This is a genomic window from Micromonospora zhanjiangensis, assembly GCF_042650605.1.
Taxonomy (GTDB): Bacteria; Actinomycetota; Actinomycetes; order Mycobacteriales; family Micromonosporaceae; genus Micromonospora_J; species Micromonospora_J zhanjiangensis.
In genome coordinates this window covers 16,233-29,936 of sequence record NZ_JBHSBN010000012.1, presented here as the reverse complement: position 1 = coordinate 29,936, position 13,704 = coordinate 16,233, and the positions used below count along the sequence as shown (strand labels likewise).

7 protein-coding genes and 1 pseudogene are annotated in these 13,704 nt (G+C 73.0%); 2 read left to right on the top strand and 6 right to left on the bottom strand.

Going from position 1 to position 13,704, the window contains the following annotated elements; translation table 11 throughout:
• Complete coding sequence (locus tag ACFOX0_RS18430; RefSeq protein ID WP_377547449.1) at nucleotides 1-3,111, bottom strand: BTAD domain-containing putative transcriptional regulator; 3,111 nt, start codon at nucleotides 3,109-3,111, stop codon at nucleotides 1-3.
• Between the two features lie 386 nt (nucleotides 3,112-3,497).
• Nucleotides 3,498-3,890, bottom strand: a pseudogene (locus ACFOX0_RS18425) (tyrosine-type recombinase/integrase); the annotation flags it as partial.
• Nucleotides 3,891-4,080: 190 nt separating this feature from the next.
• On the opposite strand from ACFOX0_RS18425, the gene ACFOX0_RS18420 reads away from it, so the two are divergent.
• The gene (locus ACFOX0_RS18420; RefSeq protein WP_377547446.1) at nucleotides 4,081-4,635 is read left to right on the top strand and encodes a Uma2 family endonuclease; all 555 of its coding nucleotides are present in this window, start codon (nucleotides 4,081-4,083) and stop codon (nucleotides 4,633-4,635) included.
• Between the two features lie 742 nt (nucleotides 4,636-5,377).
• Nucleotides 5,378-7,150 (top strand): glycoside hydrolase family 15 protein, encoded by a 1,773-nt coding sequence (locus tag ACFOX0_RS18415; RefSeq protein ID WP_377547444.1) that lies wholly within the window; start codon nucleotides 5,378-5,380, stop codon nucleotides 7,148-7,150.
• A 5-nt stretch (nucleotides 7,151-7,155) separates the two neighbouring features.
• On the opposite strand, the gene ACFOX0_RS18410 is transcribed toward ACFOX0_RS18415, so the two are convergent.
• Genes ACFOX0_RS18410 through ACFOX0_RS18395 form a run of 4 tightly spaced genes read right to left on the bottom strand, consistent with a single transcriptional unit; the run spans nucleotide 7,156 to nucleotide 13,573 of the window.
• Nucleotides 7,156-7,596, bottom strand: a complete 441-nt coding sequence (locus tag ACFOX0_RS18410; protein WP_377547441.1) for a PPC domain-containing DNA-binding protein — start codon at nucleotides 7,594-7,596, stop codon at nucleotides 7,156-7,158.
• 51 nt (nucleotides 7,597-7,647) lie between these two features.
• Nucleotides 7,648-8,736 carry an enolase C-terminal domain-like protein gene (locus ACFOX0_RS18405; protein WP_377547439.1) on the bottom strand — a complete coding sequence of 363 codons (1,089 nt, stop codon included), beginning with the start codon at nucleotides 8,734-8,736 and terminating at the stop codon, nucleotides 7,648-7,650.
• The gene (locus tag ACFOX0_RS18400) at nucleotides 8,733-11,801 is read right to left on the bottom strand and encodes an FAD-binding and (Fe-S)-binding domain-containing protein (protein WP_377547691.1); all 3,069 of its coding nucleotides are present in this window, start codon (nucleotides 11,799-11,801) and stop codon (nucleotides 8,733-8,735) included. The genes ACFOX0_RS18405 and ACFOX0_RS18400 overlap by 4 nt, the downstream gene beginning before the upstream one ends.
• 5 nt (nucleotides 11,802-11,806) lie before the next feature.
• The gene (locus tag ACFOX0_RS18395) at nucleotides 11,807-13,573 is read right to left on the bottom strand and encodes a thiamine pyrophosphate-dependent enzyme (RefSeq protein ID WP_377547436.1); all 1,767 of its coding nucleotides are present in this window, start codon (nucleotides 13,571-13,573) and stop codon (nucleotides 11,807-11,809) included.
• Nucleotides 13,574-13,704: the final 131 nt, after the last annotated feature.

The window sequence follows — 13,704 nt, the reverse complement described above, 5'->3', positions numbered from 1 at the left end:
TCACCCCGGCCGGGGTACGACCGTCGCCGACGGCCGTACCCCGGCCCGAGGAGCCAGGATGATCTCGTCCGGCGGCCGTACCCCGATCGCGCGCATCGCCGCACGGTACCGGTCGAACGCCCGCCGCGCCTCGCCGTGCTGCCCGCCCGACACCAGGGTGCGCACCAGCATCCGGTGCGCCGGCTCGTCGTACGGGTCCTTTTCCAGCAGGCGGAGCAGGCAGTCCACGGCGCCGCCGCCGTTTCCCGCCGACCGGTGCGCGTCGGCCAGCATCCGCAGCGCGGCGACGTACGCGGCCCGCGCCTGTTCCCGCAACGCCGAGGCCCAGTCGGCGTACGGCTCGTCCTCGAACACGTCCGCCGGGTAGTCCCGGACGGCTGCCGCGAGGATGGTGCGTGCCTCCGCCCGGGCACCCCGATCGAGCAACCGACGGCCGTGGGTCACCGCACCGAGAAACTCCATCACGTCGACCCGCAGGTGGGTGACGTCCAGCGCCACGCTCGCCGCGTCGGTCACCAGGTAATGGTCCGAGGCGAAGACCCGGTGCGGATCGAGCGCCCCGCGCACGATCGACAGCAGCACGGAGAGCCGGTGCCCGGTCCTGCTCGGATCGTCGTCGGGCCAGAGCAGCTCGCACAACTCGCCACGGGGAACGGGCCGGCCGCGCCGCACCACCAGGATCCGCAGCAGGTCCCGCGCCCGCCGCGACTGCCAGGCCGACGGCGGCACCGGAGCGCCGCCCACCCGTACCTCGAACCGGCCGAGCGTCCGGACCAGGACGCCGACGCGACCCACGCCGGTACGACCGACCCCGGCGGATGGTTGACCAACGGCCGATCGGTCCGGCGTCTCCTCCTGGTCGATCGGGACGCCACCGGCGGCGAGGCGCTCGGCGGCCAGCAGCGCGGCGAACCGGTCGTCGGCGGTGGCGCCCGGCAGCCGACTCAGCGCCAGCGCGACCCGGGCCGCGTCGCCCACCGCCGACGCGTCCGCCCAGATTCCGTGCGCCTCCCGCAGGGCGGTCCGGGCCCGACCCGGGTCCAGCTCCGCGGCGGCGCGCAGCTCCAGCGCCCGGGCCAGGCCGGCCCGCAGCCCACCGGACCGGGCCAGGTCGAGCGCCTCGTCGGCCAGCCGCGCGGTGTGCTCGGTGTCGCCGCCGGCCAGCGCCACCCACCCCTGCGCGAGCAGCGCCGGCACCCGGAGATCGTCACTGGCCAGCCGGGTCGCCTCGGCGGCGTGCCGGGCGGCCGCCGCCGCGTCGTCCGGCAGCAGCACCCGGGCCAGCCCGGCGTGCGCCCGCACCGCCAGCTTCCGGCTGTCACTGCCGTCGGCCAGCCGGACCGCCTCGACGAACGCGACCCGGGCCTGTTCCCGCCAGCCCCGCGCGAGATGCAACTCGGCCAGGCCCAGGTACGTGTCGGCGCAGCGACGCGAGCCCATCCGCTGATGGCGGGCGAGCACCTGGGCGTACCGCGCCGCCGCATCGTCGTACCGGCCGAGCATCGTCAGCATGTCGGCCTCGGTGCCGGCCGCCATCGCGTACAGGTTGGCGTGTCCGGCCGTCTCGGCGTGCCCGGCCGCCCGGCGCGCGGCCGACAGCGCCGCCGGATAGCGGGCCTGCTCGACGAGGTGGTAGCTCCGGTTGACCAGGATCCGGGCCAGCAGCACCAGGTCGCCGGTGCGTTCGGCGATGCCCAGGGCCAGTCGGTAGTGCTCCTCGCCGCCGACCTGGTCACCGGTGAGTTCGAGGCAGAGCGCGAGACTGACGTGCGCGGTGGCCAGTGCGCTGTCCGGCCCGCTCCCGGCCGCAAGGTGGTAGGCCCGCCAGGCGTGCTCCACTCCGACCGCCGCGTCGCCGCTGCGGGCGGCGGCCGCCGCCGTCCACGCCAGCAGCATCGCCTGGTCGGTGGGGCTCCCCGGGACCTCGCCGCCCCGGGCGAAGTCGACCAGGGCCCGGGGCTGGTCGCCGCGCAGGTAGTGGATCAGGCCCATCCGCCAGGCGATACCCGGCTCCCACGCCGGCTCGGCCGCCGCGACCTCCTGGTACGCCCGTGCCGCCGCGGCGACGTCGCCGGCGGTGCGCAGCGCGTCGCCGGCGAGCAGCCGCAGCCGCCGGTTGCGCAGCGGCGCCGGCAGCGCGGCGACCAACTCGGCTGTCGCGCCGGGCGACCCGGTGGCGATCATCCGGTCGCCGTGCTCGTCGAGCACCGCCGCCAGCGCCGCGTCGTCACCGCCGAGCCGGAAGGTGTACGCGGCGGCACGCGCCGGACCGTGTTGGCGGTACCACGCCGCCGCCCGCAGCAGCGTCCGGCCCGCCACCGGCGGCCGGTCGTGGCCGGCGACCGCGGCGATCACCGGCACCACCCGCGGACCGACGTCGGGATCGGTGCCGACCCTGGTCAGCAGCCCGGTGCGGACCAGCCGGCCGAGCTGCGGCCCGGCCGCCGGGTGGCCGGCGACCGCGCACACGCCGGCCGTCACCGGCGCGAGGTCGGCCACCTCGTGCAGCAACCGCCGGACGTCCTCCGGCAGCGGACCGAGCACCTCCTCGGCCACGTATCCGGCCACCAGGCCGCCGGGCTCGGTCACCGCCGGCAGTAACGGCCCGGCGGGTACGCCCTCGGCGACCAGGGTCTCGGCGACCAGCCGAACCAGCGCCGGCCACCCCGCCGTGACCTCGTGCACGCGCTGCGCCAGGGTGGGCGTGGTCAGCCCGTACTCGGTGCGGAGCACCTCGTCGAGCTGGTCGGTGGTCAGGCTCAGCTCGGGCGGGCGGAGCTGTGTGGGCGCCATCCGGGTCAACCACGACGACGCGGCACAGCCCACCGGCCATCGCGACGACAGCGCCAGGCATACGCCGTCGGGAAGGTCGGTGATCGCGTGCAGCAAGGCCCGCTCGGTCCGTTCCGGCATGGCCGGCAGTCCGTCGAGGACGACGGGTGCCGCGCCGGTGGCCAGCTCCGCCAGCTCGCCGTCGAGCAGCGCGTCGACGTCGCACTCCCGCTGCCACCGCACGGCCGGGTCGGGGAACAGCCGGCGCAGTGCGGTGGTCTTGCCGTAGCCGGCGGCCGCCACCACCAGCCACAGCTTGCCGCGGTGCCGTTCCACCATGACGGCAGCCTGTCCCGCCGGGCGCGGTCCGGACAAGGCGATTCCCGTAATCCCGACAGCAAGGCCGACCGAAGGGCCGAGGCGCGAATCGCCGCACGATCGGCTGTCAGCCGGGGTTGTGGGACGGAGGAAAGCTTGATGAAAGCGTGGGTTGTTCCACTGCGGTTGATGCCGTGGAGCTGCGCATGCGCACCGGAGCGATTGGCGCTTCGCCGTCCACTCGTCGCTGAGTCCCGGCCAGGTCGAAGCCCTACGACACCTCCACGGTTACGAAGACGTCCTGTCGGCGGCGGCCTCGGCGTCGGAGAGTCCTGTTCGATCGCCGGCAGTCCCTGCCGAGTGCTGACCAGGCCCGGGCGAGGACCCCGAAGCCCGTGGGTGTAGACCTCGCGCGTCGTGCGGCTGTCCGCGTGGCCGAGCCGCCGCTGCATGACGCGCTCCGGCACCCCGGCGTCAGCGCCGGTGCTAGCGGACGTGTGACGAGCGTCGTGCAGCGCGGTCACGGGCACCCCTGCATCCACGCACGCCTTGGCCCAGTGGTCGGTGAAGTACTTCGGGTAGCACGGTTCTCCGCCCTCCCCCCTCGCTTGTAAGTTCTGAGCCCGCCGGCGGACACCGCCACAGTGGCGCAGTTGGCAAAGCGCGCCGCCTTCTCGGCCTCGGGGGCGCTGGCCCAGGCGTTCACGGCCTGCTTTGAGGGCAATCCCGTCGACCGCTTGGAGGACGCCGTACAGAGCCAGTGTCACGGCCCCCCGACGGCACCGAGCCGGTGTGCCCATCTCACAACAATCAGAACCTCGACGGTGCGCAGCAAGATCGACTCGCGCACCGTTTGTGTTTCCGGCTGGTAGGCCGGGTGCACTTCGAGGCTGCGACGGCCCGCCGGGCGCGGCTGGCGGCACGTGCGCGGCGACAGGACACCCTTCGCGCATGCTGAAACAGGTCAGGCTGGTTGGTAGGCTCTCAGCCATGACCCAGCCCGTACTCGCCTACCGATGGAGCCAGAGCGAGTTCGTGCGTGCGTCGGAAGCGGGCGCCTTCGACCACCGGGTGGAACTCGTTGAGGGAGAGATCTGGCCCGTGGTGATCGGATCATGGCACGGCGAGACGGTAGCCCAGGTCCTGGCGCTGCTGCCACGGACGGGAGCCCGGCTGACGACAGCGAGCCTGCCGACCGGGGGGTCGCTTCCCGATCCTGATTGTTGGGTGCGTCGGGCCGACGCGGAGCCGATCGGAACCGTCGGTGCGAGGTTGTCAGTCTGGGACGCGTCCGATGTGTTGCTCGTGGTCGAGGTGGCTGACGAGACCATGATCCAGGATCTCAATGTCAAGACCCGCCTATACGGTCGAGCCGGCTATCCGGTGTACTGGGTGGTGACGCAGGAAGCGGTCTACGAGCACACCGGGCCGATTTCTTCCGGCTACCGGACTCGGACTGAGTACCTGCGCGGGGAGCGGATCCCCGTCCCGTATGTCGCCACGGACCTCGCCGTCGACGACCTGATCGCTTCCCGCCCGCTGTGAGAGCCGGTCGGGAGTTGGTCGTCGGATGCGTGGTCTGGAGGGCTGATCACGCCTGGCCCCTTGAGGTACGCACGGGCCGCGCTGCCGGACCTCGCACGGTGAAACTATGCCGCAAGCGTCGGTAGACGCCCTGCAGCCCGTGGCTGCGCTTGTTCAAGGCGGTCGACGCCGACCGGGTCTCGATCATCCAACCCTGGAACGCCTCCACATGCGCCCGCGTCACCGTGCACGGGTCATCGGCCGCGTCGTCGGCGTCCGGAACCCGCGGGTGCTCCCCCAGGTACCGACCCCACTGCACGGCGGCCAACAGGTAGTTGTAACGGGTGGTCTCGGATAGCTTCCGGTCCGCAGTGACCGGTCCCAGTCCCGCAGGAATCTGGCCCAGGTCCGGGAGAGCCCGTCAGTGAGCTTTTGAAGATCCAGTAGTGGCATGACAACCTGCCGGAGTCAAGGAGTCCAACAGCGGCTTGCTAGACCGGCATCCATGCCGAGCAATGCAAAGAGGGCTCCCGCAAGTCGCTGAACTGCGGAAACCCTCTCGCTGTCGGGACGACAGGATTTGAACCTGCGACCCCTTGACCCCAGTAGTCCGGTGGCCCAGCGACATGCTCACGCACGTTCGCCCTGGTGGTCTGAAGCATAAACAGGCCGAGTAAAGGAGTCGACCAATGGCAGAAGGGCGTGTCAGACCGGGACGGACGGGTACTGAGGGTCACGGACATCGACCAGAAAGGCGACAGCCATGGCCGCAGCGGCAGCCGACCAGCCGGCCGCCGGCGCCGGCCCGGCGGTGCTGCGGGACTACGCGCTGCTCGCCGACGGACACCGGGGCGCGCTCATCGGCCCCGGTGGTGACGTCGCCTGGTTGTGCGCTCCCGGCTGGTCCGATCCGGCGGTGTTCAGCGCCCTGCTCGGCGGGACCGGCCGGTTCCTGGTCGCGCCCACGGCCGACCGGTTCGTCTGGGGCGGGCACTACGAGCCGGGCTCGCTGATCTGGCGCAGCCGGTGGGTCACCGGGGACGGGATCGTCGAATCCCGGGAGGCGCTGGTCTTCCCCGGTGAGGCGGGCCGGTTGGTGCTGCTGCGCCAGGTCCGCGCGCTGGAACGGCCGACCCGGGTGCGGGTGGTGCTGGACCCGCGGGCCGGCTTCGGCCGGGAGCCGGTGCGGGACGTGACCCGGGACGGCGACCGGTGGCTGGCCCGTACCGGTGGGCTGCACCTGCGGTTGCAGGGCGGCGGCCGGCTGCGCCGGGACCGGCACGGCTTCCTGGCTGGTGAGCTGACGGTTCCGGCGGGTGGCCGGCACGACCTGGTGCTGGAGTTGGCGGCCGGCCGGCTGGACCAGCCGTGCGAGTCGCCCGGGGAACTGTGGCGGACCACCGAGCTGCACTGGGCCTCGGTGGTCCCGTCGCTGGCCGGACCGGCCGCCCGGGACGCCAGGCTGGCCTGCGCGGTGCTGCGCGGCATGACCCGGCCGGGCGGCGGCATGGTCGCCGCCGCCACCACCGCCCTGCCGGAGCGGGCGATGGCCGGGCGCAACTACGACTACCGGTACGCGTGGATCCGCGACCAGTCCTTCGCCGGCCAGGCCGCCGCGCTGGTGGGGCGGTACGATCTGCTCGACGACGCCGTCGCGTTCCTGACCGACCGGGTGCTGGCGGACGGGGACGACCTCGCGCCTGCCTACACCGTCGGCGGGGATCCGGTGCCGCCGGAGCAGCCGTTGGACGACCTGCCCGGTTACCCCGGTGCGGGGGCGCGCACCGGCAACTGGGTACGCGGCCAGTTCCAGCTGGACGCGTTCGGCGAGCTCCTGATGGTGTTGGCCGCCGCCCAGCGCCACGACCGGCTCGACAGCGACGGCCGGCGCGCGATGCGGCTGGCCGCCGAGGTGATCGAGCGGCGCTGGTCGCAGCCGGACGCCGGGATCTGGGAGTTGCCGCCCCGGCAGTGGACGCACTCGAAGCTGACCTGTGTGGCAGGGCTGCGGACGGCTGCGCGTACCGCGTCGGCGCGCCCGGCCGCGCGCTGGTCGGCGCTGGCCGACCGGATCCTCGCCGACGCCGCCGCGCAGGGGCTAACCGCAGGCGGGCGCTGGCGTCGTGCGTACGACGACGACCGGGTCGATGCCGCGTTGCTGCTGCCCGGCATCCGCGGGGCACTCCCGCCGCAGGATCCGCGCATCGGCCTGACCCGCCGGGCGGTCGTCGCCGACCTGGCCCAGGACGGCTATCTCTACCGGTTTCGTCCCGACCGTCGGCCGCTCGGCGACGCCGAGGGCGCGTTCCTGCTGTGCGGGTTCGCCGCCGCGCTGGCCGCGTGGCAGGCCGGCGACCCGGTGGGCGCCAATCGCTGGTTCGAACGCAACCGGGCCGCCTGCGGCCCGCCGGGCCTTTTCACCGAGGAGTACGACGTGCGGCAGCGCCAGTTGCGCGGCAACCTGCCCCAGGGGTTCGTGCACGCGCTGATGTTGGAGACCGCGGTGACGCTCGGCCAGGTCGAGCCCTGCCGCTGACCGGCTCAGCGTCCGGACCGGGCGATGAGGGCCAGCCCGGTCTCCGGATCGACCCGCTTGGCCAGTTCGGGGGCGACCTCGGTGACGATCACCTCCAGGGTCGGCCACACCCGGGCTGAGAGCAGGTGCCCGCCCACCGTGCTGCCGTCGGGCCGGCCGAGCACCGCGTGTACGTGCAGGGCCGGCTCCCCATCCTGGGCCGCCACGTCTCCGACCAGCGACAGCACCTCCACCTGCTCGCGTACCGGGATGTGCCGGTAGTCGCCCTTCTCCCGGTCGAACCAGCCGACCTCGGCCTCCCGGAAGCCGCCCACGGCGGTCACCCGGCCGGCGCGCAGGTCGTGCCGGCGCAGCGCGTCGCCGATCGCGGTGACCGGCTCGTCGCCCTTGTCGCAGACGACGACCAGCACCCGACCGGTCGGCTGGTGCAGTTCCTCGGTCCTCATCGCTTCCTCTCGCGTCGTGCGTCGGTCGCCCCGGCCGCCGGCGCCGACGTCTCAGGCCACCCGGAACTGCCGGGCCTGCTCGGCGCGGAACTCCAGCCCGTTGCCCGGCCGGTCGGTCTGGACCGGCACCGCGCCGCCGGTGGCCGGCTGCGCGCCGTCGAAGAGCATCGCCTCGATCCGGACGTGGTCGTGGAACCACTCCAGGTGCCGCAGGTTCGGCGTGGCGGCGGCGACCGGCAGGTGCTGGTGCGGGGCGCAGTGCCCGGACACCTGGATTCCGACGGCGTCGGCCACCGCGGCCGCCCGGACGAACTCGCTGATGCCGCCGCAGCGGGTGACGTCGATCTGGAGGCAGTCCACGTACGGGGCCATGCGGTGGAAGTAGACCAGGTCGAAGCCGTACTCCCCCGCCGTCACGTCGGCCGTGACCCGGTCGCGCACCTGGGCCAGGCCGGGCAGGTCGTCGGAGCTGACCGGCTCCTCGTACCAGCGCACGTCCAGGCCCTCGGCGGCGTGCGCCACCCGGATCGCCTGCTTGCGCTGGTAGGCGCCGTTGGCGTCGACGAACAACTCCGCGTCGTCGCCGATCGTGCGGCGGGCGGCCGCCACCCGGTCCAGGTCGCGCTCCTCCTCCGTGCCGCACGACTCACCGATTTTGATCTTCACCCGGGGAATGCCCTCCTCGTGCACCCAGCCGGCGAGCTGCCGGTGTTGACGTTCCGCGTCGTACGTGGTGAAACCGCCGCTGCCGTAGACCGGCACCTCCCGGCGGGCGGTGCCCAGCAGCCGGGCCAGCGGCAGCTCGTGCCGGCGGGCCTTGAGGTCCCAGAGGGCGCAGTCGGCGGCGGAGAGGGCGAGCCCGGCGACGCCGGGCCGGCCGGCGTTGCGCAGCCGCCGCCGCATGCTGGTCCAGGCCGTCGGGACGTCGTCCGGGTCCAGGCCGGCGACGACCGGCGCGAGCAGGTCGATGACCACCGGCACGACGGCGGCCGGCCCGTAGGTCCAGCCGATCCCGGTGTGCCCGTCGGCCTGCGCCCGGACCAGCACCAGCGTGGTCGCGGTCCAGGCGAGGGTGCCGTCACCCTCGGGGACGTCGGTGGGAATCCGGTACGCCTCGGCGGTGAGGGCAACCCCGGTCACCGCATCCACCGGCGGGCCAGCGCGGTCGCCGTGGCCACCCCGGCGGCCGCCACCAGGCCGGCCGCCGCCCAGCGGGTGCCCGGGCCGGGTGGTCGGGGCCGCTCGCCCCAGCTCAGCTCGGGCCGCCCGGGCACGGTGTCGTGGTGCAGGGCGGCGCGCAGCAACTCGGCCAGATGGATGGCGGAACGGCCGTCGGAGGCGCCCTGCCCCACCTGGGTACGGCAGCTGAACCCGTCGGCGAGGATCACGTCGGTGTCGGCGGCGTCGCGGACGGCGGGCAGCAGCACCCGTTCCGCGCACGCCTCGGAGACCTCGTGGTGGCCCTGCTCGAACCCGAAGTTGCCGGCCAGCCCGCAGCAGCCGGAGTCGAGAAACTCCGCGTCCACCCCGGCCGCGGACAGCACGGCCTGGTCGGCGGCGGTACCGAGGACCGCGTGCTGGTGGCAGTGGGTCTGGATCAGGGCGTGCCCGTCGAGGCGGGGCGGCTGCCAGCCGGGGCTGTGCTCGTGCAGCAGTTCGGCGAGGGTGACTGTCTGCTCGCGCAGCCGGGTGACGTCGTCGTCGTCCGGGAACAGTTCGTGCGCGTCGCTGCGGAACACCGCCGTGCAGCTCGGTTCCAGGCCGACCACCCGGGTCCCGGCGCGCAGGTACGGCCGTAACACGTCGACGGTGTGGCGCAGCACCCGCTTGGCGACGCCGAGCTGACCGGTGGAGATCCAGGTCAGCCCGCAGCACACCGGCCGGTCGGGCACCCGGACCCGCCAGCCGGCCGTCTCCAGGACCTCCACCGCCGCCCGGGCGATCCCTGGGTGGAAGTGGTTGGTGAAGGTGTCCGGCCAGAGCACCACCTCGCCCCGGGAACCGTCCCCACCCGGGGTGCGGCGGGCGAACCACCGCTGGAACGACTCCGACGCGAAGACGGGGATCTCCCGCCGCCGGTCGATCCCGCCGACGACCTTGGCCAGGCGGCCGAGCCCGGGAGCGTGCGCGAAGGCGTTGACCATGCGTGGCAGCCGGGCCGCGACGGCGGCCATCAGCGGCAGCCAGCCCATCGAGTAGTGCGACCGGGGACGCAGCCGGCCGGCGTAGTGGTGGGAGAGGAACTCGGCCTTGTAGGTGGCCATGTCGACGTTGACCGGGCAGTCGGCCTTGCAGCCCTTGCAGGCCAGGCAGAGGTCCAGCGCGTCCCGTACGGCGTCCGAGCGCCAGCCGTCGCCGATGGCGCCGCCGCGCGCGGTGCCGTCGAGCATCTCGAACAGCAGCCGCGCCCGGCCCCGGGTCGAGTGCTCCTCTTCCCGGGTGACCATGTAGGAGGGGCACATCACCCCGCCGGAGTGCCGGCGGCACTTGCCCACGCCCACGCAGCGCAGCACCGCGTCGCCGAAGCTGCCGCCGTCGTCCGAATAGGCGAAGACGGTGTCGACGGCGCCGTGGTCGTAGTCGACCCCCAGCCGCAGGTGGCTGTCCAATGGGTACGGCGGCAACACCTTGCCGGGGTTCATCCGGTCGTCCGGGTCGAAGATCGCCTTGAACTGGCCGAACGCCCGGATCAGCCGCGCGCCGTACATCTTCGGCAGCAGTTCACCGCGGGCCTGCCCGTCCCCGTGTTCACCGGAGAACGAGCCGCCGTAGCCGGCGACCAGGTCGGCGGCGCGTTCGACGAACGCGCGGAAGTCCCGGACCCCGTCGGCGGTGCGCAGCCGGAACGGGATACGGCTGTGTACGCAGCCCTGCCCGAAGTGCCCGTAGACGGACGCCTTCTCGAAGCCGAACTCCCGGTAGAGCCGGTCGAGGTCGCGCAGGTAGTCGCCCAGCTTCTCCGGTGCGACGGCGGAGTCCTCCCAGCCTGGTCCGCTGTCCTGGTAGTCGGACACGTGCGCGGTGGCACCCAACCCGGATTCGCGGACCGCCCACATCCGCTGCTCGTCGGCCGGGTCGGCGAACTCGTGCACCCGTGGCCCGCGATCCCTGTCGACCGCGGCGATCAGCCGATCGGCGGCGGCCCGCGCCCGCTCGGCCGTGTCGCCGCCGAGCTGCACCATCAACCATGCCCCGCCCTCGGGCAGTTCGTGCAGGGCCTTCGGATGCAGGTGCTTGCGCTGCTCGAAGGTGATCAGTTTGTCGTCGATCCCCTCCAGGACGATCGGGTCGTGTTCGAGGATCCGCGGCACGTCGTCGCCGGCCGCGGCGATGTCCGGGTAGCTGAGGAACACCATCGCGGTGGCCTTCACCACCGGGATCAGCCTCAGCCGGGCACGCAGCACGGTGACCAGGGTCGCCTCCGACCCGACCAGGGCCTGGGCGACGTGGAAGTTCTTCTCCGGCAACAGGCTGTCCAGGTTGTAGCCGGAGACCCGGCGCGGGATGTGCGGGTAGCGGGTGCGGATGTCGGCCAGGTACTCGTCGCGCAGCGCGCGCAGCTGCCGGTAGATCTCGGCCTGACGGCCGCCGTCGCGCTGGATGCGGGCGTACTCCTCGTCGCTGGTCTCCCCCACCCACATCCGGGTGCCGTCGTACAGCAGCACCTCCAGTTCGACGACGTTGTCGACCACCTTGCCCGAGCGCTGGGCGGTGGCGCCGCAGGAGTTGTTGCCGATCATCCCGCCGAGTGTGCAGTGGTTGTGGGTCGCCGGCCGGGGCCCGTATTCGAGTCCCGTCGGCTTGAGCTGATCGTTGAGTTCGTCCAGCACGATGCCCGGTTCCACCAGACAGGTCCGGTTGTCGGCGTCGACCTCCAGCAGCCGGTGACAGTACTTCGACCAGTCCAGGATCACGGCGGTGTTGGTGCACTCGCCGGCCAGGCTGGTGCCGCCGCCGCGCGAGGTCAGCGGCGCGTGGTGCCGGCGGCAGACGGCGACGGCGGCCACCGCCGCGTCGACCGTGCGGGGCACCACCACGCCGAGCGGGACCTGCCGGTAGTTGGAGGCGTCGGTGGAGTACGCGGCGCGGGAGCCGTCGTCGAACCGGACCTCGCCGTCCACCTCGGCGCGCAGGTCTGCGGCGAGGGCCGCGAGGTCGATGTCGTGGGCGGGTTCGGGCGGGCGCAGGACCGGGTCGGGCAGCAACTCGGTCACGAGCGCAGCTCGTTGATCTTGTCGCGGGCGACGGTGGCGAGGGTGGCGACCTTGTGCGGCTGACCGCGCAGGAACGCCTCGGTGAAGTGTTTCGCCTGGTCGTACTTCACCTTCCCGGGCATCGGCGGCTCGTTGGGGTTGACGTCGCAGTCGACCAGCGCCGGCCCGGGATGTGCAAGGGCCTCCCGGATGGCGCCCGGGAGCACCTTCGCGTCGGTCACCTTGACGCCGAACGCGCCACAGCCACGTGCCCAGGTGGAGAAGTTTGCCTCCGGCTGGCGGTGGCGCACCGCGTACTCGGGGTAGCCGAGGACGATCTGCTCCCAGAGGATCTGCCCGTACGAGTTGTTGTTGTTGACCACCACCTTGATCGGCAACTCGTGCCGGACCGCGGTGAGGAACTCGGCCATCAGCATCGCGAACCCGCCGTCGCCGACGAACGCGATCACCTGCCGGCCCGGGTGGGCGTGCTGCATCGCGATCGCGTACGGCAGGCCGGGCGCCATCGTGGCCAGGTTGCCCGACAGGTAGAACTCGCGATCGCCGCGGATCGTCCAGTGCCGCGCCGACCAGGTGGCGATGGTCCCCGAGTCACAGGTCAGGATGGCGTCGTCGGCGGCGGCCTCGTCGACGCAGCCCATGAGGTACTGGGGCGCGATCGGCGACCGCTCCGGGTCCACCAGGCTGGTCATCTCCGAGCGCCAGCCGTCCATCTTGCGCTGGTACTTCTCCAGGAACGAACGGTCCGGGCCGTGGTCGAGCATCGGCAACAGGTCCCGCAGCGCCAGGCGCGCGTCCGCGCAGACCGGCGCCTCGACCGGCAGCCGCATCCCGATCAGGCTCGGGTCGACATCGATCTGCACCACCTTCGCCTGCCCGGGAGCGGGCAGATACTTCCCGTACGGGAAGGAGGTGCCCACCATCAGCAGGGTGTCGCACTCCTCCATCAGCTCCTCACTCGGCGCGGTCCCGAGCAGCCCGAGACCGCCGGTGGTCAACGGATGGTCGTCGGGCACCACCAGCTTGCCGGGCAACGTCTTGACGATCGGACTGGCCAGTGCCTCGGCCACCGCCAGGACCTCGTCCCGAGCGCCGCGCGCGCCGACGCCGACGAGCATGGCGACCTTGCGGCCGGCCTTGAGCACCTCGGCCGCCTTCGCCAGCTCCCGCGCCTCCGGCGGCAACCGCGGGTAGGAAGCCACGGCCGCGCTCGCCGGCGGCTCGCCGGGGCTGACGTGCCGGTACGGGTCCTCCGACGCGAGCGCGACCTGCACGTCGTTGGGGAACGTCAGGTGCGCCACGGTCCGCCTGCTCAGCGCGTCGCGGATCGCCAGGTCCACCACCGCCGGCATCTGCTGCGGGTTGGTCACCATCAGGTTGTACGCGGCCACGTCCTGGTAGAGCTGGGTGGTGTGCACCTCCTGCTGATAGTGCGAGCCCAGCACCGAGGTCTCCTGCATGCCGGTGATCGCCAGCACCGGCACATGGTCGAGCTTGGCGTCGTAGAGCCCGTTGAGCAGGTGGATCGCGCCGGGCCCGGAGGTGGCCGCGCAGACACCGAGCCGGCCGGTGGCCTTGGCGTACCCGGTGGCCATGAACGCGGCGGCCTCCTCGTGGTGCACCAGCACGAACCGCAACTTCTCCCGCTGCCGGCGGAAGCCCTCCATCAACCCGTTGATGCCGTCGCCGGGCAGGCCGAAGACGGTGTCGACCCCCCACTCCACCAGCCGTCGGGCCAAGCTCTCACCCACGATCTCCTGCACGTCGTCCTCCTCGTTCGGGGGGTGTTCGCCGGTCTCGTCCCGGTCGCGCCGCCCGGCTGCGCGGTTCGCGCCGGATCGGACAGGGCGGGCCAGGGCGCACAAAGTTGCGGCTACCCGGCCTCTTCGACCGC

Excerpts from the sequence above, each read along its gene's own strand:
- ACFOX0_RS18415 (WP_377547444.1), top strand. The coding sequence starts at position 5,378 with ATGGCCGCAGCGGCAGCCGACCAGCCGGCCGCCGGCGCCGGCCCGGCG.
- ACFOX0_RS18420 (WP_377547446.1), top strand. The coding sequence starts at position 4,081 with ATGACCCAGCCCGTACTCGCCTACCGATGGAGCCAGAGCGAGTTCGTG.
- ACFOX0_RS18430 (WP_377547449.1), bottom strand. The coding sequence starts at position 3,111 with ATGGTGGAACGGCACCGCGGCAAGCTGTGGCTGGTGGTGGCGGCCGCC.
- ACFOX0_RS18410 (WP_377547441.1), bottom strand. The coding sequence starts at position 7,596 with ATGAGGACCGAGGAACTGCACCAGCCGACCGGTCGGGTGCTGGTCGTC.